Raw genomic sequence first — 20,386 nt, 5'->3', positions numbered from 1 at the left:
GCATGTGTTAAGCCTGCCGCCAGCGTTCGTTCTGAGCCAGGATCAAACTCTCAAGTTGAGAATTCAATCATTGGCATTACGTCACGTTCTGAATCGACGAGAACTCACACCTTGTCTTCAATCAACAACAATCCAAAGATTGCCACCGAGAAAACAGGTGTAGTCTCTTGTTAAAACGTGACCGCCAAAGTCTCTTTCCGAAAGAACCCCTAAAGGTTCCTAACGAGCTCCGCCGCCCACGTTTCTCTTTCTCTATATTCAATTGTCAAAAAACCGACGAACTCACCGTCCGTCAAACCGTTCCCACAAAGCCCAGAACTCTCGTCCCGAACCCCTCAATCAGCACCAAGCCAACCAGGAAACTCTAGAGCGAAGGTCGTCGTCGCCAGCAGCGCCGCCGCCCTCGTCAGTGATCGGGCTTATAGACCCCCATCCTCACAGACGTCAACAGGGATTTTCATGGGCCCGACATAAATCTCACAACACATTGAAATTAAACGGTATTTCTATCCACAGACAGCAGCAGCCAATTTCCGCCCGGTTAAACGGGCGGAAATCGATCGGCACGGGATGAATTAACCGGCCTTGGCCTCGTCGTTCCCGCGCAACAGACGGATCAGCGCCGAAAAATCCTCGCCGCCGTGGCCGAGTTGCTCGAACATCGAATAGAGCTGTGCGGCCTGCGCGCCCATCGGCGTCGTCGCACCAGCGGCACTCGCTGCCTGCTGCGATAGCTTCAGGTCCTTCAGCATCAGGCTTGCGGCAAAGCCCGGCTTATACTCGTTGTTGGCGGGCGAGGTCGGAACCGGGCCCGGCACCGGGCAATAGGTCGTCAGCGACCAGCACTGGCCGGACGACGTAGAAGCCACGTCAAACAGTGCCTGGTGCGACAGGCCGAGACGCTCGGCCAGCACGAAAGCTTCGCAGACACCGGCCATGGAAATGCCGAGGATCATGTTGTTGCAGATCTTCGCCGCCTGACCGGCGCCCCCACCTCCGCAATGGACGATTTTCTTGCCCATGGCGTCGAGCAGCGGCTTGCCGCGCGAAAAAGCCTCGTCGCTGCCGCCGACCATGAAGGTCAAGGTGCCAGCCGCAGCACCACCGGTGCCACCGGAAACCGGTGCGTCGAGCGAGGGGCAGCCGATCTTTTCGGCGAGCATATGAGCTTTCCGGGCGCTATCGACGTCTATCGTCGAACTGTCGATCAGGAGCGTGCCCGGATCGACGAAGCCGAGAAGTTCATCCCAGACGTAGAGGACATGGGCGCCGGCCGGCAGCATGGTGATGACGCATTCAGCACCGCGCACCGCATGTGCTATCGAGCCGGCGACGGAAACGCCGGTCTTGGCCGCGGCGTTGCGCGAAGCCTCAGACAGGTCGAAGCCTGTGACCGCGTGTCCCGCCTTCACCAGATTGGCGGCCATCGGACCGCCCATATTGCCGAGCCCGATAAAAGCGATCTTCGTCATGTCATTCCTCCTCGCATTGAAACTCGGCCAAAGCCGAACTGCGCCCCATCCTCAGGCGCTAGAACAGTGGCGGGTGATCTTTGCGCGCAAATCGCGCGAGCCTATCGGGCGTCACGTCGGCAAGTCCAACCGACCATTTCGGATTGCGGTCCTTGTCGATCACAGCGGCACGCACGCCCTCGTAGAAATCGGGATTGGCGAGCATGCCGAGCGTCGCGGAGTATTCGCGCTCAAGGCATTCGTTCAGCGAAGCACTGCGGCGGCCGGCGCGCAGCAGAGCGAGCGTCAGCTTCATGCTGAGCGCGGAACGGGAGTTCAAGAGCGCGAGTGTCTCCCTGGCAAAATCGGAACCATCGGCTTCGAGCGCCGCGAGGATCTCTTCGATCGTATCGAAGGCAAAGCAACGGTCAATCAGGGCAAGATGGCCTTGAAGCGGCGTTGCCGGAGCTTCCGAGGTATGCTTGGCAATCACGACGCCGACATCCGCGCTGCCCGCGCTCGGCGCAAGTGCGGCGAGATCAGCGATCAAGGCTTCCAGCTTGTCCGCAGCGACAAAACTGTCCGCGAGCCGCGCAAGGATCGCGTCTGCAGCAACGATGTCCCGGCCGGTGAGACCGAGATAGGTGCCGAATTCACCGGGCGCCTTCGGCAAAAGCCAGGTGGCCCCGACATCCGGGAAGTAACCGATGCCGGTTTCGGGCATTGCAAGCCTGGTGCGCTCGGTAACGATCCTATGGCTGCCGTGGGCGGAGATTCCGACGCCACCGCCCATGACGATGCCGTCCATGATGGCGATATAGGGCTTGCGGTAGCCGGAGATGCGGCTGTTGACGACGAACTCCTCGCGCCAGAACTGGGCGCCCTCCTCCGGGCGCTCGCGGCCGCTCTCATAGATCATTCGGATATCACCGCCGGCGCAAAGCCCGCGCTCGCCCTCGCCGGTGACAAGCACGGCAGCGACCGCCGGATCGTTCTCGAATTCGGTCAGGGCCGCCGCGATTAACCGGATCATCGGCACGTTGAGGCTGTTCAGCGCGCGCGTGCGGTTCAAACGGATCCGGCCGACCGCGCCCTGGCGCTCGACGATCACTTCCGGTGCTGGCGTCTGCATTTCCATGAGCGGTCTTTCCCGTTTCTGGCCTATTTCCGGCCGATAAGCGAACGCGCCACGATGAGGCGCATGATCTCGTTGGTGCCTTCCAGGATCTGGTGCACCCGAAGGTCCCTGACAATCTTCTCGACGCCATAATCGGCGAGATAGCCATAGCCGCCATGAAGCTGCAGCGCGTCGTTGGCGACGGCGAAGCAGCGGTCGGTGACGAAGCGCTTGGCCATGGCGCAGAGCTTCGTCGCTTCCGGGTCGCCCGCATCGAGCGCCGAAGCGGCACGCCAAAGGAAAGTGCGGGCGATTTCGAGATCGGTCGCCATGTCGGCGAGACGGAACTGTAGCGCCTGGAATTCGCCGATCGCCTTGCCAAAGGCGCGCCGCTCCTGAACGTAGGCCAGCGCCCTTTCGAAGGCCGATTGAGCACCGCCGAGCGACGCGGCGGCGATGTTCAAGCGACCGCCATCGAGCCCGCCCATGGCGATCTTGAAGCCGTCGCCTTCGCCGCCGAGGCGATTTTCAGCGGGTACGCGCACGCCGTCGAGCATGACGGCGCGGGTCGGCTGCACGTGCCAGCCCATCTTCTTCTCGTTGGCGCCGAAGGTCAGGCCCGGCGCATCCTTCTCGACGATGAAGGTCGAGATCCCCTTGGGGCCGTCTTCGCCGGTGCGCGCCATGATCACATAGAGGCCGGATTCACCGGCGCCGGAGATGAACTGTTTCTGGCCGGTCAGCACATAGCTGTCGCCTTCCTTGACCGCCTTTGTCTTCAGCGCCGCCGCATCCGAACCGGAACCGGGCTCGGTCAGGCAGTAGCTCGCGAGCACGTCCATAGTCAAAAGCTTGGGCAGCAGCCGCTGGCGCTGCTCGTCGGTGCCATAACGGTCGATCATGCCGGCGCACATATTGTGGATCGACATGAAGGAGGCGACGGCGGGGCAGCCGGTCGCCAACGCCTCGATGATGATCGCAGCGTCTAGCCGGGTCAGGCCCGTGCCGCCGACATCGTCACGGACGTAGATGCCGGCCATGCCGAGTGCGGCGGCGCCGCGCAACGTGTCGACCGGAAAATGCTTCTGCTGATCCCAGTCGATCGCGTGAGGGGCAATCTCGTCGCGGGCGAAATCGAGCGCCATCTGACGAATGGCCTCCTGTTCCTCCGACAGGCGAAAATCCATATGCATGTCCTCCCTGACCGCATAGTCGAGCAATTAGGGCCTAGTTACACCAAACCTCCGGCAGGCCCATATGCAACTTCTCACAGGGTCTGTTCAAAAATGAACAGACAAGCCCAATCAGTTCTCACTTAGACGATACGGCAGAGCGCCGCGTAAGTCATGATCCACAATCAGGCGACGCTTCAATGGCGGTACGGCGCGGCTGGCGCATTTCGTGCGCTCGCAGATGCGACAGGAAATGCCGATCGGATCGAAGGCGGCGCGGTTGCCGAGATCCATGTCGTCGGCATAGACGAAAGCATCGGCGTAGGAGATCTCGCAGCCGAGTGCCAGCGCATAACGCGGCTGCGCGGCGCGGAAACCGCCTCCACCCTTGGTGATCTGGGTGGCGAGACACAGGTAGCGCACGCCGTCAGGCGTTTCGGCGAGTTGCCGGATGATCCTGCCCGGAGTCTCGAAGGCCTGGTGCACGTTCCAGAGGGGACAGGCGGCACCGAAGCGGGCGAATTGCAGCTTCGCGGCGCTGTGGCGCTTGGTGATGTTGCCGGCACGGTCGATGCGGGCAAAGAAGATCGGAATGCCCTTCTGTCCCGGCCGTTGCAAGGTCGAAAGACGATGACAGACCTGCTCCAGCGAGGCGCCGAAACGGGCGGCGAGCAGCTCGATATCGTGCCGCAAGTCGCGGGCGGCCTTTGAGAACGCCTGATAGGGCAAGATGAGCGCACCGGCGAAATAGTTCTGCAGGCCGATGCGGCAGATCTCATAGGCCTCTTCGGTGCGGAAACCGGCGCTGCCGGCCACCCGGTCGATCTCCTCGCGGGCATGAAGCTGGGCGATCTGCAGGGCGATCTGAAAGTCGCGCGTCGCCGGCGGCGCGTAAGGATTGAGCGTCAGGATACGGGCACGCGGATCGAAGCGACGGATCGCCTCGTCGCCGGCAGCACCGCGCACAACACGGACGCCATGTCGTTGCTCCAGATAGCTTGCAAGCGCTGCATGATTGTCGCCTTCGCCGAGCCCGAGTTCGCTCGCCAGCCGCTCCGCGAGTATATCAATCTCGTGGATGTAGTTGTCGACGAAATGGAAGAAGTCGCGCACTTCCTCATAGGGCGTCGTTTCGACGAAGGGGCCGCCGCGGCCGATGGTGTCGTCGATGCTCGCAAGCTGTTCGCTGTTGCGGCGGTAGGCCTGGTGGCAGGTGATCAGTGCATGCGCCAGGCCTGGCGCGTTCTGGGCAACGAGCTTCAGCTCCTGCAGGCTCGCCGAATAGGTCTCGAACAGGGGGTCGCTGAGCGCTTCGGAGAGCGCCGAAAGCAGGCGATCGCCCTCCCCGGTCGAAAGCTCGGAGATGTCGATCTGGAATTTTTCGGCGAGCGCCAAAAGCACCGCCGCCGAAACCGGCCGCTGGTTGTTTTCGATCTGGTTGAGATAGCTGGTGGAAATACCGATGCGTTCAGCGAACTGACCTTGCGTCGCCTTGTTCGCTTCCCGCAATTCCCTGACCTTGCGGCCGATGTAGAGCTTGCCGATCGCCATGTTTGCAACTTTGCAATTTACGTTTCACAAAATACTCTATTTCACATTTGCACATGAAGAGACGTTTTTCCATGCCGTCTTCGACGCTATTGCGAAGCTCGAAGCGCCTCTGCACAATCGTTGAAAAAGCCGGGCATCAAAAAATCGGGAGGGCACCATGCGCGCCATACTAGAACAGGTCGAAGCCCGCAGGGCGGAAGCAAGAGCCGGCGGCGGCCAGCGGCGGATCGATGCCCAGCACGGCAAAGGCAAGCTGACGGCGCGCGAACGCATCGAGGTGCTGCTCGATGAAGGCTCCTTCGAAGAATACGACATGTACGTCACGCACCGCTGCGTCGACTTCGGGATGGAAGGCCAGAAGGTCGCGGGCGACGGCGTCGTCACCGGCTGGGGCACAATCAATGGCCGACAGGTCTATGTCTTCTCCCAGGACTTTACGGTGCTCGGCGGTTCGCTGTCGGAAACGCATGCGCAGAAGATCTGCAAGATCATGGATATGGCTGTTCGCAACGGCGCGCCGGTCATCGGCCTCAACGACTCGGGCGGCGCCCGCATCCAGGAAGGCGTGGCTTCCCTTGCCGGCTATGCCGAGGTCTTCCGCCGCAATGCCGAAGCCTCGGGCGTCATCCCGCAGATTTCGGTCATCATGGGGCCCTGCGCCGGCGGCGCCGTCTATTCGCCGGCCATGACCGACTTCATCTTCATGGTGCGTGACTCGTCCTACATGTTCGTGACCGGGCCCGACGTCGTAAAGACCGTGACCAACGAGATCGTCACGGCCGAAGAACTCGGCGGTGCGGGCACGCACACGAAAAAGTCCTCCGTCGCCGACGCAGCCTACGAGAACGACATCGAAACGCTTGAGCACGTGCGCCTGCTCTTCGATTTCCTGCCGCTCAACAACCGAGAGAAACCGCCGGTCCGTCCCTTCCACGACGACCCGGCGCGGCTCGAAATGCGTTTGGACAGCCTGATCCCCGATAGCGCCACCAAGCCCTACGACATGAAGGAACTGATCCTTGCGCTCGCCGACGAAGGTGATTTCTTCGAGCTGCAGCAGAGCTTTGCCCGCAACATCATCACCGGCTTCATCCGCATGGAGGGCCAGACAGTCGGCGTCGTCGCCAACCAGCCGATGGTGCTTGCCGGCTGCCTCGATATCGACAGCTCGCGCAAGGCCGCGCGTTTCGTACGCTTCTGCGACGCCTTCTCAATCCCGCTCCTGACGTTGGTCGACGTGCCCGGCTTCCTGCCTGGCACCGCGCAGGAGTATGGCGGCGTCATCAAGCACGGCGCCAAGCTGCTCTTCGCCTATAGCCAAGCGACCGTGCCAATGGTGACGCTGATCACCCGTAAGGCCTATGGGGGCGCCTACGACGTCATGGCCTCCAAGCACATCGGCGCCGACGTCAACTATGCCTGGCCGACCGCCGAGATCGCCGTGATGGGCGCCAAGGGCGCAACCGAGATCCTCTACCGCTCGGAACTCGGCGATGCCGAGAAGATTGCCGCGCGCACCAAAGAATACGAGGAGCGCTTCGCCAATCCGTTCGTCGCCGCCGAGCGTGGCTTCATCGACGAAGTGATCATGCCGCATTCGTCGCGTCGCCGCATCGCTCGTGCCTTCGCATCCTTGCGCAACAAGCAGGTCGATGTCCGCTGGCGCAAGCACGACACGATCCCGCTCTGATGGAGGCGACGATGGAACGGGAGCCGGAACGCGTAATGACACCGGAAGAGGCCCGACGCGACCACTGGCAGATGCTGCGCTACATGACCGTCAACGCGCTGATCGGCGTTGCGATCGGGGCCATAACGGCCGGCGTGCTGATCTGGCTCAATATCGGCGCGGTCGGCACGCACATCATCCGCTCGACGAGCCCGGTGCTCGCAACCCTCATGGTCGTCGTGCCTTTCGCGTTGCTCTTTGGAGGTGCTGCTGCAGCATCCTCGATCGCGCTTCTGCCCTATCGCCGCAAGTTCAAACGCTGACGCGCAGTCTGGATTTGAAAGAGAAACAAGATGTTCAAGAAAATCCTCATCGCCAACCGTGGTGAAATCGCCTGCCGCGTCATCAAGACTGCGAAGAAGCTCGGCATCGCGACGGTCGCGGTCTATTCCGACGCCGATCGCGACGCGATGCATGTGCGCATGGCGGATGAGGCGGTGCATATCGGCCCCTCGCCCTCGGCGCAGTCCTATATCGTCATCGACAAAATTATCGATGCGATCCGCAAGACCGGCGCCGATGCCGTTCATCCGGGCTATGGCTTCCTTTCGGAAAATGCCGCCTTTGCGCAAGCCCTGGAAAAGGAAGGCGTTGCCTTCATCGGCCCTCCGGTTGGAGCCATCCAGGCGATGGGCGACAAGATCACCTCGAAGAAGCTCGCGGCCGAAGCGGGTGTCTCCACGGTTCCGGGCCATATGGGTCTGATCGAGGATGCCGACGAGGCGGTTCGGATCGCCGGTTCGATCGGCTATCCCGTCATGATCAAGGCTTCGGCCGGTGGCGGCGGCAAGGGCATGCGCATCGCCTGGAACGACCAGGAGGCACGCGAAGGCTTCCAGTCGTCGAAGAACGAAGCGAAGAACGCCTTTGGCGATGACCGCATCTTCATTGAGAAATTCGTGACCGAGCCACGCCATATCGAAATCCAGGTGCTCGGTGACAAGCACGGCAATACGCTTTACCTGGGCGAACGCGAATGCTCGATCCAGCGACGCAACCAGAAGGTCATCGAAGAAGCCCCCTCGCCCTTCCTTGATGCCGAGACCCGCAAGGCCATGGGCGAACAGGCGGTCGCGCTCTCCAAGGCCGTCGGCTATCATTCGGCCGGTACCGTCGAGTTCATCGTCGACGGCAAGCGCAATTTCTACTTCCTCGAAATGAACACCCGCCTGCAGGTGGAGCATCCGGTGACCGAGCTCATCACCGGGCTCGATCTCGTCGAGCAGATGATCCGTGTTGCGAGCGGCGAAAAACTCGCCTTCGGCCAGGACGACGTAAAGCTCAATGGCTGGGCGATCGAAAGCCGGCTCTATGCGGAAGACCCCTACCGCAATTTCCTGCCGTCGATCGGTCGGCTGACGCGCTATCGTCCCCCGGTCGAGGGCAGACGCGAAGATGGCACGGTGACACGCAACGATACCGGCGTCTTCGAGGGCGGCGAGATCTCGATGTATTACGACCCGATGATCGCCAAGCTCTGCACCTGGGGGCCGGATCGCAAGACGGCAGTCGATGCCATGGCCGATGCGCTCGATCAGTTCGAGGTGGAAGGCATCGGTCACAACCTGCCGTTCCTTGCAGCCGTCATGCAGCAGCAGCGGTTCCGAGAGGGCCGGCTGACCACGGCCTATATCGCCGAGGAATTCGCCGACGGCTTCCACGGCGTTGCGGCCGACGAGCAGTCGCTTCGCAAGATCGCAGCCGTCGCCGTATCGATCAATCAGGTGCTGCAGGAGCGCGCCAGCCAGATCTCCGGCACGATCGGCAATCACCGTCGCATCGTCGGTCACGACTGGGTGGTCAGCCTCGGCGATCACAACTTCGCAGTCACCGCCGGCGCGTCTGCCGATGGTGCCTATGTCCGATTTGCCGACGGCGCCTCGGTTACGATCGCCGGTGACTGGGCTCCCGGCCGCACCCTTGCCACCTTCAACATCGACAATGAGCCCTTGAGCGTCAAAGTCGATCGGGTTGGAACCGCCATCCGGCTCCGCTGGCGCGGCATCGACACCATTGCCCACGTCAGAAGCCCGCGGGTTGCGGAGCTGGCGCGGCTGATGCCGAAAAAGCTGCCACCGGACACGTCGCGCATGCTGCTCTGCCCGATGCCGGGTGTCATCACCTCGGTCACGGTCAAGGCCGGCGACACCGTCGAGGCCGGGCAGGCTCTTGCCGTGGTCGAAGCGATGAAGATGGAAAACATTCTGCGCGCCGAAAAGAAGGCCGTGGTCAAGCGCGTGGCGGTCGCCGCCGGCGCCAGCCTCGCGGTCGACGAACTGATCATGGAATTCGAATGATGGCGACGGCTGTCGACGCCATCATCCAGGAGAACATCCGATGACCGAAAAGACCACCAAGGACTGGGAAACGCTCGCCGAGCGTGAACTGAAGGCAGCGCCGGAAAGCCTCACCTGGCAGACGCCCGAGGGCATTGCGGTGAAGCCGCTTTATACGGCCGGCGACCTCGACGGCATCGATCATTTGGATTCGCTGCCGGGCTTCGAGCCTTTCGTGCGTGGTCCGCGCGCGACCATGTATGCCGGGCGTCCCTGGACGATCCGCCAATATGCCGGATTCTCCACGGCCGAAGCTTCGAACGCCTTCTATCGGAAGAATCTCGCGGCCGGACAAAAGGGTCTTTCCGTCGCCTTCGACCTTGCGACCCATCGCGGCTACGACAGCGATCATCCGCGCGTCGAAGGCGATGTCGGCAAGGCAGGGGTTGCGATCGACTCGGTCGAGGACATGAAGATCCTGTTCGACGGCATTCCGCTCGACGAGATGTCGGTCTCGATGACCATGAACGGCGCGGTCATTCCGATCCTCGCCTCCTTCATCGTCGCCGGCGAGGAACAGGGCGTTTCGCGCGACAAGCTCTCGGGGACCATCCAGAACGATATCCTCAAGGAGTTCATGGTCCGCAACACCTACATCTACCCGCCGGAACCCTCGATGCGCATCGTCGCGGATATCATCGAGTATACGGCGAAGGAGATGCCGAAGTTCAATTCGATCTCGATCTCCGGCTACCACATGCAGGAAGCCGGCGCGACGCTGGTGCAGGAGCTTGCCTTCACGCTCGCCGACGGGCGCGAATATGTGCGGGCTGCCCTTGCCAAAGGGCTGAACGTCGACGAGTTCGCCGGGAGGCTTTCGTTCTTCTTCGCCATTGGCATGAATTTCTTTATGGAAGCGGCGAAGCTTCGGGCGGCGCGGCTGCTCTGGACCCGGATCATGAAGGAGTTCGAGCCGAAGAAGCCGTCTTCGCTGATGCTGCGTACCCATTGCCAGACCTCGGGCGTCTCGCTGCAGGAGCAGGATCCCTATAACAACATCATCCGCACCGCTTTCGAGGCGATGTCGGCCGCCCTTGGCGGCACGCAATCGCTGCACACCAACTCCTTCGACGAGGCGATCGCGCTGCCGACGGAGTTTTCAGCGCGCATCGCTCGCAACACGCAACTGATCCTGCAGCACGAGACCGGTGTCACCAAGGTCGTCGATCCGCTTGCCGGTTCCTACTATGTCGAGAGCCTGACCAATGAACTTGCAGAAAAGGCCTGGGCGCTGATCGAAGAGGTCGAGGCGATGGGCGGCATGACCCGTGCGGTCAACGCCGGCCTGCCGAAGCGACTGATCGAAGAGGCCGCGACGCGCCGCCAGGCCTCGGTCGACAAGGGCGAGGAAATCATCGTCGGCGTCAACAAGTACCGGCTCGACAACGAGGAGCCGATCGACATCCTGGAAATCGACAACAGCGCCGTGCGCGCCGCGCAGATCCGTCGCATCGAGGAGACGAAGCGGCGGCGCGACAGCGCAAAGGTGAAAGAGACCCTGGCCGCGGTTTCAAAGGTCGCCTCGACCGGCGAAGGCAACCTCTTGGCGGCCGCCGTCGAAGCGGCGCGGGCGCGTGCGACCGTCGGCGAAATCTCCGATGCGATGCGCGGCGCCTTTGGTGACCATGCCGCAACGCCCAAGGTCGTCAGCAAGATCTATGGCAAGGCCTATGAGGGCGAGCCTGAACTCGAGGTGCTCTCCGGCCGCCTCGACGAGGTTTCGGCAAAACTCGGCCGCAAGCCGAAAATCATGGTCGCCAAGCTCGGCCAGGACGGCCACGACCGCGGCGCCAAGGTGATCGCGTCGGCCTTTGGCGACATCGGCTTCGACGTGCTTGCCGGCCCGTTGTTCCAGACACCGGAGGAGGCGGCCGACATGGCGCTTGCGAGCAAGGTCAATGTCATTGGCGTCTCTTCGCTCGCAGCCGGCCACAAGACGCTGATGCCGCAATTGGCCGAAGCGCTGAAAAAGCGTGGCGGCGAGGATGTCATCGTCATCTGTGGGGGTGTCATCCCTCGCCAGGACTATGACTACCTGATGGAGAACGGCGTGTCGGCGGTCTTCGGCCCTGGCACCAACGTGCTCGATGCGGCACGCGCGGTGCTCGACCTGATCGAGGGCAAGCGCCGCAACATCTGACGCCGGGCGACGCGGAGGACATCCTCTCTCCGTTCGCCCCGAGCGGTTGTCGTAACCGGCCGACGCAACTATGGTGTCGGCATGACGTCGATCGCCGAAGTGTTCGGACCCTTTGCCCTGATGGCGCGCCTTCTCGCCCGCTTCTGGCCGCAGCTCCTGCTGCTCGGTGCCTGCGGCGCCATCGTGCACGATCTCCTGATGCGGGCAGCCGTCTGGATCGGGATGCAGCATCCGCTCGGCGGCATGGTCACGCTCTCCCTCGTCGTGCTGGCGAAGCTCGTCGTCATCGTGCTGATGTTCATGGTCCTTCGCCCGGGCTTGCCGGCGCTCGAAGCGCTCCGGCAGCAGCCGGCAGCGGCGCCTGTCGAGACCAAGGTGCCGAAGGCCGACCGCAGGCTGCTCGCCGTCACCGCCGCCGCCCTCCTGCCGTTCTTTGCCTACTACGCCGCCTGGGGGCTTCTCGGCGATACCGTGCGCGAATATTCGCGGTCAGCACTTGCTGCCGTCGCTTTCGGCGAAAAAGCCAACTTCTTCGATATTCTGGGGTCGCGCGGCGTTCTCGTGTCGATCGCGCTCTGCTGGCTTGTACGCTGGGGCGCAAAACGCATGAGCAAGCTGAGCGAAGCGCCCGTCTGGCGACTGCTGATCGTCGCTGCAGATGCAAGCTGGATCTTCATCGGTCTCTACGGCCTGTCGGTCTGGAAGGACCAGGTGATCACCTGGCTTGGCGCCGGCAAGCTTCTGAGCATGAACGGCTTCGCCTTCGCCGGCATTGCGCATGCCGCCGAGACCTTCGTGCCGGTGGAATTGAGAAAACCTGACTGGGATAGCCAGGCCACAGGCCTGTTCTTCTATGCGCTCCTTCCGGTCGTCTGGCTGGTCATGGCGGCCATCATCAACGGCTACGAGCTTTCGAGCGCAACACCGCGCACCCGGCCGGCATCGCCAAAGCCGCGCCGCGCCCGCACGCTGCGCAAATGGGTCGCCGATTTTCTCGACCACTTCATCGGCGATTATCGCTCCCGCTATGCGCCGATCTGGACCTGCCTGAAGCTGACGCTCGGTTCGGGGCTGGCGGCACTTTTCGCCTTTATCATCGCCTACAATGCCATTGCCTGGCTCGGCGCCTGGACGTGGTACGCGGCAACACGGACGCTGGACGTGGGAGATCTTGCGAGCTGGCGGCTCGTTTTCGATGCCGTGAGCCTTTTCATCGGCAGCCCCAGCGATCTCAACGGCGGCATCGTGCTCGATGCACTGCGCATCACCCTGCTGGCGGCGATGCTCGAACACGCCGTTTCCCGTCAGGCCGATAAGGCCGAGATAAACTACGCGTCCACTTGAACACCAGCGTCTCGTCACTGGCGCCGGGAAATTCGATCCGCAGCGAAAGGTCCCGCGCCTCCGCCGGAACGATGAAGCTCTCGGCCATGCGGACGGGGCTGCCGGCCTTGGCATCCGTAAAGGCCAGGACACTGCAGCGCTGACGCTCGGCCACCTCCGGATACATCTCTCGCACGATCGGCTCGGTCAGGGTGACCGGTTCGAAGCGGCGCCCTTTGTCGTCGATCAGTCGAACGCGGCAGGCGCCCTTCGACAAAGCGGCGAGATCGGTCGGCGATGCCTCGAATTCGGTAAGAATGACGCGTGCGTCGTCGGTGCGCGGCAGGCGTCGCATATCCATAAGCTTCCATTGCCCGCCGGCGAAGGCCTGCGCCGCTCCATCCGCAACGACGATTTCCGGGCTACCGCCGGCGAGCCATTGGCTCTCACCAAGGCTTTCCCATGCGCGGGCAACGAAGGCGAGCGGCAGCGCGACGATCAACGCGAGCAGGCAGGTCCAGAAGGTGCGTTTCTCGCTCATGACTACCTCCCTCAGTGCGCGGCCAGTGTCCAGGGCGCGCCGCTGCCGCTGCGCGCAATGGTGACGGACGGCTTGATCTCAGCCGGCTTCTTGTCGCCGAGCGCAATCGACAGTTCCTCGGCGAGCGGCGACACACGACTGCGTGCGACGAGCAGCGTGCCCTGGTCAACGGCCGCCTCGGGAAGCTCGAAGGCAAGAAGCACCGGCCGTGGCAGGCCGGGTTCGAGCCGCTCCGTCGGCAGATAGCCCGGCACGGTCGAGAACCGCTGGCTCAACGCGTAGCGCAAACCATTGCTCGCCAGCCATTCCGCAGACATCAACGTCATCGTTTCCGTCTTGGAAACGGCCGCGCCCTCGATGACTAGCCAGATGCCGGATGTGGAGAAGTCCTTGACCCGGCCAAAACTTTCGACCTTGAGCTGTCGTGCCAGATGCACATTGGCTGCGCCGAAAGCGAAGTCGCGTGTCTCCACCCGCTCGCCGACAGCACCGCGAATGGCGATCGGCGCGGTGATGTCGCCGTAGCCGGGGGTACTGTTTCGCATCCCATAGAGCGCCACGATTGCAAGGCCGCAAAGCAGCAGCGTACGGAAAGCCGACATCATTGCTCCGTCGTCTCCACAGCTTGCGTCACCGGCAACTCGACGACCGCGGCCTCGCCGTCATCGAACCAATTCGGCGCGCCGTAGAGATCGTCACGTGGCTTGTAGATCTGTTTGCCGATCGCCAGCGAAAGCGTTTGCGGTTCCGGGCGGTTCGCCGGCCACTCCCAGGCCGCGACCAGTTTTTCCGGCATGTTCGGATTGATCGCACTGGCGATCCACTTGTCTCTCGCCAGGTAATAGGTGGGCTTGGGCTGCAGCGGAGCGACGTCATCCTTGATCGTGATCAGGTTCATGAAGACGTTGCTGCTGGCCACGGACCGGTTGTCGAGTTCGAGATCCACAAGGAGGAACCTCTTCGGCTCGAACGGTTTGGTGCCGGTTGGCGGCAGAGACGACATATAAGCGCCATTGATGGTCACCCGCCAACGGCCCGTGTCGACGACCTGGTCTTTACCTATGACCGGAACAGGAACCGGATTGGCTGCATCGTAAACCGCCGAAGTAAAGGAAATCGCAGCCGCCGCCATGCCGCCGATACCGGTGACAAGCATGATCAGCAGGCGCTGCCTGATCTTCGACCGCCGCATGACCGGCATCTGTCCTCCATCCACCCTGCGGATACTGCAACCGGAAGATAGGAAAGTTTGCCGGGGAAATCAAAACACGCGTGTCGGAAACGGTTTCTTCGGCAGACACAACCTCAGAACGAAGGTCGGGTGGGCTAAAAGCTGTGCATTGCCCAGCCACAACGCGTTTGCCGCCCACCGATCCACCCGTGATTGGCGCTTGCCTTCTGCCCGCGACGGGCGACAATTGCATGCGGTGGAAAGCGGTGCCAGGAGCCATTCGGCCCACATTCTCCGCCGAACCCGGGAGGCCGGCTATGCGCAAACTGCAATCGCAAGGCGTTCACCACATCACGCTTGTCGGGGCGGACCGTCAGACGTCGATCGATTTCTGGGAGGGGCTGCTCGGCATGCCCTTCATTTTCGAGCAACCGAACCTCGACCGGGCGAGCGAAAGCCACCTCTATTTCGATCCGGGCGACGGCCGCCTGATCACCGTCTTCACCGACGAGAACCGCACGCCGGATCCCGAGCGCACCCCGACCGACATGGGCTGTGTGCATCACATCGCCTTTGCTGTTTCGCGCGCGACATTCAACCAGGCGGTGGAGCGGCTCGACGAGCGAAAGATCCGCCACAGTGGCGTCAAGGATCGCGGCTTCATGGATTCGATCTACTTCGAAGATCCGCTTGGGCTGCTGGTTGAACTTGCCTCCTATCGCTTCGAGCCGCCGGCCAGTCACAGCCATGCCGAAGTCCTGATGGAAGCGCATAGGATCAGGACTGAACGCGGCGACTATAACATCGCCGAGGTCCATCTCGCCGATGCGATCGAAGCCCTGACCGAACGCTCTCGGCCGACGCTGTCGCTCGATCGCCAACCGAAGAACCCATACGGACCGCGATAGGGTCGCGCTTGGTGAGATCTGTAGCCAAATGGCGGTGTCCGCCGCGAGCGAGCCGCCGCCAGTTCAACGACGATCAACCGGGAGGAATGCCATGTCCGCAGTCCAGCTCAACGTGATCAAGCCCAGCGTCAACAACATGACCGCGCGCGTGTTCCTGCGCGCAGCCAAGCTCGATTTTAGTGAAAACGATGTCTACGGCCAGACGCGCTCGCCCGAATATCTGGCACGAGCGCCGTCGCATCTGACACCGATGATCGAGACAGCGGACCTGCCCAGGGGCGCGCTTTGGGAAAGCTGCGCGATCATGCAGTACCTTTGCAACAAACATGGGCTTGATGACTTCTACCCGAGGGAACCCGAGGCACGCGCGATGATCGACAGCGCCATGTTCTACCTGATCGGCACCTTCTATCCCTACCTTGCCCGCGCAACCTATCCGGCGCTGAACTTTCCGCTCTACGCGGGCGAAGTCGGCTGCAGCGATGCCGATGCGGCGACGAAGGAGATCGCCCGGAAGGCAGCGGTTGCAGCCCTTGCCGAACCGCTCGACGTATTCCGCGCTTTCTACATTGGCGACAAGCCGTTCATCGGTGGCGCCAAGCCCTCGATCGCCGATATCCGGCTCGCAGCAACGCTCGAGTTCCTGGCCGCGATCGACTATGACCTGCCGGACTGGGCAAAGACCTACATGGCAAGCATCGAAAGAACGCTCGGGGCCGCCTATGCGGAGCCCGCCGCCGATGTCCGCGGCTATATCGCTTATGTAAAATCGCAGCGGCAATAGCCTGGCGGCTGCGATGCGGATCATTGAATGAGGAGTGCGACGCCGGTTGCCCCGAGTGCGAGCGTCCAGAGGCGGTCGAAATTGATCCAGGCGGAACGCAGGACCGCAAGGTCGAACCAGGTGAAGACGGCGAGCGCCAGCACCGCGGTCACCGTCAGCATTGCGATGCTATGCACTGCAACGGCGGCGAGCGAGACCGGCAGCGAACTTGCCATCGCCAGTTCGCCGGCGTGACCTGCAAGACAGAGACTGAGCACCGCCGGCACCAGCATCAGGCCGGCCCCATGGCTCGTCGCCATCAGGAATGACCAGACCGCAAGTCCCGCCATGCCGGTCCGCATTCCGATCCGGACGCGGTGGCGATGGCCATGAATGGCGGTGTAGCCGGCGGCCCCCAGAATGAGCACGGCGGCCGCGATCCTGAATGTGTTCGGATCCAGCACCGAGCCGAATGCTGCGACCACCGCCAGCACGGTCGCGACCGAGATCGCGTGACCAACCGCAATGGGTGCGAGGGACAGCCAGACGACCCGGCTGCTCTGGCGATGAAGTCCGAGCGCAACCGCAAACAACCAGCCCATTGCCGGGTTGAGGCCGTGAAAGGCACCGAGGCCGGCGAGCGAGAGCCATGGCCAGACCGTCGTCATTCGCCGTGACCCGGCTGCACCGCGGCTCCCTCCTCACGGATAACAATAGGAATCGGACGAGCAGTCGCCGCCTTCGAGGCGAACCTGATGCGGTCGATGACCCTTTGGCCAGTCGACGAAGAAGTTTTCGTCGAAGGCGATCCCGCCACCATCGGCGACATCGAGCTTGACCATCCAACCGTCGATGCCTTCGGGATAGAACTGCGGGTCGATGGCGCCATAGAGCGAGTTGGTGAAATAGACCCGCTTGCCGTCGCGGCTGATTTCCACCATCTGCGGCCCACCGTTGAGCGCACCGTTCTTCGCCTTCGGATGGCTCGCACGCGAAACGATGCCGCCGATCCTGACCCGCCCCGTTTCCTTCGGTGCGAAGGGGTCGGACACGTCGTACTGGATCATGTCGCCGGTGCCCCAGCAGGAAACGTAAAGGAAGCGATCGTCCATCGACAGGTCGATGTCGGTGACGAGCGGCGCGACCGCACTGAAGCCTTTCAGCACCGGTGGCAACAGATCCGGATCGGCCGGTTCTGCCGGGATCTCGATCACCTTCTTCACGGCCCATCGGTCGCCGTCGCGATACCAGGTCCAGATCGACGCCGAGAGGTCCTTGAGGCTGATGACGCAGCCGACGAAACCGTAGGCCTTGGTCGGATCGTGGGCCGGGCGCAGTTCGAAAACGAGCTGGTGTTCCTCGCCGAAGTCGATCTCCTGCAAGTGCTTGCGTTTGTGCAGGTCCCAGAAATGCAGGCGGCGGCCGTATTTCGAGCCAAGCAGCACCTCCGGCACCAGCCCGTTCTCGAAAGTATCGGGCGTGCCCCATTCGCTGGTGATCATCGTGTCGTGGCCGAGGTGCCACCAGAAATCATAGGCGAGCTTCTGCGGCCCACGGTCCATTTCCCACTGTCCGAGCACATCGAAGCTCTGATGGTCGAGCAGGAAAATGCCGCCAGGCGCCTTGCCGTCTCGATCCGCAAGCGCGTTGACGTAAATGCCTTCAGGTCCGCAATGGGTTGTGTGCAACCGCGAATAATTCGCCTTCTCGGCGATTTCCGCGGGCTCGATCACCCGCACGATCTTCGGATTGCGGGGGTCCGGCTTGGTGTCGATGATATGGAGACGGGAGGAGCGCAGGCCCGGCACCACCAGGTAGCGACGCTCGACATGTGGATGCGGTGCGTTGGGACACAGGCACGAGGAGCACGCGTTCCAGCCGAAATGGTGCAACTCGTCCCCGACATTCGGCATCTCGACCTGCCCGACGATCTGCGAATAGCTTTGCGACGCCGGATCCACATCGACGACGGCGATCGCGTCCGGCCTTCTTCGGTCCGGATCGAAAGCCGCCACGTAGGCGAGCGTCTCCTTTGGAGCCTTGGCCGCCATGCGCGGTGATGGATAGAAGGAAGGATCGGGTCGCCACGTCGCCATTGCCATTCTCCCCCTTAGAGAATTCCCGAATGCGCGGTCCTGATGCAGGCTCCGGTCATGCGGCAAAAACGCGTCGGAAATACGGCCCTTGCCTTATTTCCTGACAGGGATCGGAACGCTTCTGGTTGAGCGAGACGTCATCGCGACCGGCAGAGGCGGCCTCATGGCCTCAAGTCTCGATCCGCAGCTTCATCCGGTCAGCGGCAAAGCGGCTACGGGAATATTCGATCGGCTTGCCGTCGAGATCGGCGTTGATCGACTGGGCTTCGAGCACGATTGCGCCCGGCGAGAGCTTCAGCATCGCAAGCTCGTCGGCGTCAGCGTGCCGGGCGACGATCTCCGTTGAGGCGCGTACATAATCATCCAGACCGTGGGCTGCGAAGGCCTTGGTGACGGAGTGCAGCTGTTCGAATTCTTCGGCCATGCGCGGGAAGCGATGCGCCGGATAGTAGCTCGAGGATACCGAGAGCGGTCGACCATCGCCGCTGCTGACGGTTCTGAGTTCGATCACCGGATCACCGGGCCTGATGGCAAGCGCGCTCGCCACTTCGCCCCTTGCCGGCAATTCCGTGTGGCCGAGCAGCCGCGAGCCAATTTCCTTCACCTGGTGGCCAAGACCTTGCGAGAAGCGCGTGCGCTTTGAAATCGGATAACTCACCCGCTCCTTGCGCTCGATCATCGTGCCGCGCCCCTGGACGGGACGCACCAGCCCTTCTTCGGCCAGCGCCGCCAGCGCGCTTCTGACCGTGTGCCGGTTGACGCCGAACTCGCCCGCAAGCACCGTTTCCGGCGGCACCATGCCGGTCGCGTCATAGTCGCCATTGCTGATCGCCAGGCGGATCCGGTCGGCAATCTGCCGCCAGAGAGCGACGCCGGTCTGGCGCTCCACCACTTTTCGCGCTGCCGTGTCTTTTCGCATTGGCATGTCACAAGCCTGTCATTTGCCGACGTTATGAAAAAGTATAAGATGTATAGTTATCTAGATCAATAGACATTTGAGGTGAAAATGATGGACGCGAAAGTGAAGCAGGAAAGCCCGCCGGACCCGGCGCGCAAGGAGGCCATGCGGTTGCTCGCCCAGGCAACACTCGCCGAACTCAAGGACGCCTGGAAAGCGCTCGCAGACCAGCCCGAGGTTCACCCGGTCCGGGGCCCCGAGACCGGCCTCGTCATGGTGCGCGGCCGCATCGGCGGCGGCGGCGATCCCTTCAATCTCGGCGAGGCTACGGTGTCGCGCGCCACCGTCCGCCTTTCGACCGGCGAAATCGGCCACGGGCAGTTGCTCGGAACCGACAAGGAACGCGCCCGGCTTGCCGCCATCTTCGACGCCCTTGCCCAGCGTGACGGCGACAGGGCTAAGGTCGAGGCCCTGCTTGGCCGCGTGGCCGACCGGCTTGCCCAGGAAGAACGCCGCAAGGCGGAAGAAACCGCGGCCACCCGCGTGGACTTTTTCACCATGGTTCGGGGAGACGACTGATGGCCAGCCAATCGCAGATTTACGCCGGCGCCTTTGCCGATCCAGTCTTTGCCGCTCAGTCCGTCTTCCGCGATCTGATGGACGGCTTTGCCCGCCCGGGTACGATCAAGCGCCTCGAAGCGACGAGCACGCCTCCGGCTCCGCTCGCTACGGCCGCAGGCGCCGTAGCGCTGACTTTGTGCGACCATGACACGCCCGTCTGGCTGACGCCGGCACTTTCCAAATCGGCCGTTCCGCAGTGGATCGCCTTCCACACCGGTGCTCCGCTCACCACCAGCAAGACTGACGCGCGCTTCGCCTTCATCGAAAAGGGCGCCGCCTTCCCCGGCTTCGACCAGTTCTCGCTTGGCACGCAGGAATATCCGGATCGCTCGACGACACTCGTCATCGAAGTCGAAGCGCTGAGCGGCGGCCCTGCGCTGACCGCCAAAGGCCCCGGCATCAAGGACGTGACGGAGATTGCGGTGAAGGGGCTGCCGGACGTCTTCCTCGAATTCTGGACCGCCAATCGCGCGATCTTTCCGCGCGGCGTCGATCTCGTGCTGACGGCCGGCGACAAGCTCGTCTGCCTGCCGCGCACCACCCGTCTTTCGCTCAAGGAGGCGTGAGCC

Annotated in this window: 19 protein-coding genes; 9 read left to right on the top strand and 10 right to left on the bottom strand. The window is 62.6% G+C overall.

The window, feature by feature from the left end; all coding sequences use genetic code 11:
* Positions 1-575 precede the first annotated feature (575 nt).
* The 4 genes from mmsB to IB263_RS16445 form a co-directional block, all read right to left on the bottom strand.
* On the bottom strand, positions 576-1,472 hold the full coding sequence (gene mmsB, locus IB263_RS16460) for a 3-hydroxyisobutyrate dehydrogenase (RefSeq protein WP_029742747.1): 897 nt from the start codon (positions 1,470-1,472) through the stop codon (positions 576-578).
* A gap of 58 nt (positions 1,473-1,530) precedes the next feature.
* The gene (locus tag IB263_RS16455; protein ID WP_029742746.1) at positions 1,531-2,589 is read right to left on the bottom strand and encodes an enoyl-CoA hydratase/isomerase family protein; all 1,059 of its coding nucleotides are present in this window, start codon (positions 2,587-2,589) and stop codon (positions 1,531-1,533) included.
* Between the two features lie 23 nt (positions 2,590-2,612).
* A complete protein-coding gene (locus tag IB263_RS16450) occupies positions 2,613-3,755 on the bottom strand; it encodes an isobutyryl-CoA dehydrogenase (RefSeq protein WP_029742745.1) in 1,143 nt (380 codons plus the stop codon).
* Positions 3,756-3,872: 117 nt separating this feature from the next.
* A complete protein-coding gene (locus IB263_RS16445) occupies positions 3,873-5,291 on the bottom strand; it encodes a short-chain fatty acyl-CoA regulator family protein (protein WP_029742744.1) in 1,419 nt (472 codons plus the stop codon).
* Positions 5,292-5,448: 157 nt separating this feature from the next.
* On the opposite strand from IB263_RS16445, the gene IB263_RS16440 reads away from it, so the two are divergent.
* The 5 genes from IB263_RS16440 to IB263_RS16420 all read left to right on the top strand — a co-directional run bounded on the left by IB263_RS16440 (position 5,449) and on the right by IB263_RS16420 (position 12,840).
* Entirely contained in the window at positions 5,449-6,981 is a 1,533-nt protein-coding gene (locus tag IB263_RS16440) for an acyl-CoA carboxylase subunit beta (protein ID WP_029742743.1), read from the top strand.
* Positions 6,982-7,016: 35 nt separating this feature from the next.
* The gene (locus IB263_RS16435; RefSeq protein WP_034800118.1) at positions 7,017-7,283 is read left to right on the top strand and encodes a hypothetical protein; all 267 of its coding nucleotides are present in this window, start codon (positions 7,017-7,019) and stop codon (positions 7,281-7,283) included.
* Positions 7,284-7,313: 30 nt separating this feature from the next.
* The gene (locus IB263_RS16430) at positions 7,314-9,317 is read left to right on the top strand and encodes an acetyl/propionyl/methylcrotonyl-CoA carboxylase subunit alpha (RefSeq protein WP_029742741.1); all 2,004 of its coding nucleotides are present in this window, start codon (positions 7,314-7,316) and stop codon (positions 9,315-9,317) included.
* Positions 9,318-9,357: 40 nt separating this feature from the next.
* Entirely contained in the window at positions 9,358-11,496 is a 2,139-nt protein-coding gene (scpA, locus tag IB263_RS16425; protein WP_060520529.1) for a methylmalonyl-CoA mutase, read from the top strand.
* An 81-nt stretch (positions 11,497-11,577) separates the two neighbouring features.
* The gene (locus IB263_RS16420; protein WP_060520528.1) at positions 11,578-12,840 is read left to right on the top strand and encodes a hypothetical protein; all 1,263 of its coding nucleotides are present in this window, start codon (positions 11,578-11,580) and stop codon (positions 12,838-12,840) included.
* Here IB263_RS16420 and IB263_RS16415 read toward each other — a convergent pair.
* The 3 genes from IB263_RS16415 to IB263_RS16405 are packed head-to-tail and all read right to left on the bottom strand — an operon-like array spanning position 12,761 to position 14,561.
* Complete coding sequence (locus tag IB263_RS16415) at positions 12,761-13,360, bottom strand: hypothetical protein (protein WP_192371966.1); 600 nt, start codon at positions 13,358-13,360, stop codon at positions 12,761-12,763. The genes IB263_RS16420 and IB263_RS16415 overlap by 80 nt on opposite strands.
* A gap of 11 nt (positions 13,361-13,371) precedes the next feature.
* A complete protein-coding gene (locus tag IB263_RS16410; protein ID WP_192371967.1) occupies positions 13,372-13,965 on the bottom strand; it encodes a hypothetical protein in 594 nt (197 codons plus the stop codon).
* Positions 13,962-14,561 (bottom strand): hypothetical protein, encoded by a 600-nt coding sequence (locus tag IB263_RS16405; RefSeq protein WP_192371968.1) that lies wholly within the window; start codon positions 14,559-14,561, stop codon positions 13,962-13,964. The genes IB263_RS16410 and IB263_RS16405 overlap by 4 nt, the downstream gene beginning before the upstream one ends.
* A gap of 287 nt (positions 14,562-14,848) precedes the next feature.
* Between IB263_RS16405 and IB263_RS16400 the strand changes: the two genes are divergently transcribed.
* Positions 14,849-15,439, top strand: coding sequence for a VOC family protein (locus tag IB263_RS16400; protein WP_192438699.1), 591 nt, complete (start codon positions 14,849-14,851; stop codon positions 15,437-15,439).
* Between the two features lie 91 nt (positions 15,440-15,530).
* The gene (locus IB263_RS16395) at positions 15,531-16,223 is read left to right on the top strand and encodes a glutathione S-transferase family protein (RefSeq protein WP_192438698.1); all 693 of its coding nucleotides are present in this window, start codon (positions 15,531-15,533) and stop codon (positions 16,221-16,223) included.
* 20 nt (positions 16,224-16,243) lie between these two features.
* Here the strand turns inward: IB263_RS16395 and IB263_RS16390 are convergent, their stop codons facing one another.
* The 3 genes from IB263_RS16390 to phnF form a co-directional block, all read right to left on the bottom strand.
* On the bottom strand, positions 16,244-16,870 hold the full coding sequence (locus IB263_RS16390; protein WP_029742731.1) for a hypothetical protein: 627 nt from the start codon (positions 16,868-16,870) through the stop codon (positions 16,244-16,246).
* Between the two features lie 33 nt (positions 16,871-16,903).
* Positions 16,904-18,298, bottom strand: a complete 1,395-nt coding sequence (locus IB263_RS16385; protein ID WP_192438697.1) for a selenium-binding family protein — start codon at positions 18,296-18,298, stop codon at positions 16,904-16,906.
* Between the two features lie 169 nt (positions 18,299-18,467).
* Positions 18,468-19,217 carry a phosphonate metabolism transcriptional regulator PhnF gene (phnF, locus tag IB263_RS16380; protein WP_029742729.1) on the bottom strand — a complete coding sequence of 250 codons (750 nt, stop codon included), beginning with the start codon at positions 19,215-19,217 and terminating at the stop codon, positions 18,468-18,470.
* 90 nt (positions 19,218-19,307) lie between these two features.
* Between phnF and phnG the strand changes: the two genes are divergently transcribed.
* Both phnG and phnH read left to right on the top strand, forming a co-directional pair.
* Positions 19,308-19,775 carry a phosphonate C-P lyase system protein PhnG gene (phnG, locus tag IB263_RS16375; protein ID WP_090301696.1) on the top strand — a complete coding sequence of 156 codons (468 nt, stop codon included), beginning with the start codon at positions 19,308-19,310 and terminating at the stop codon, positions 19,773-19,775.
* Positions 19,775-20,383 carry a phosphonate C-P lyase system protein PhnH gene (gene phnH, locus IB263_RS16370; protein ID WP_060529561.1) on the top strand — a complete coding sequence of 203 codons (609 nt, stop codon included), beginning with the start codon at positions 19,775-19,777 and terminating at the stop codon, positions 20,381-20,383. The genes phnG and phnH overlap by 1 nt, the downstream gene beginning before the upstream one ends.
* Positions 20,384-20,386 lie beyond the last annotated feature (3 nt).

It is taken from the genome of Ensifer sp. ENS03, from assembly GCF_014852035.1.
GTDB lineage: Bacteria > Pseudomonadota > Alphaproteobacteria > Rhizobiales > Rhizobiaceae > Ensifer > Ensifer adhaerens.
This window is presented reverse-complemented; position numbering and strand designations above follow the sequence as displayed.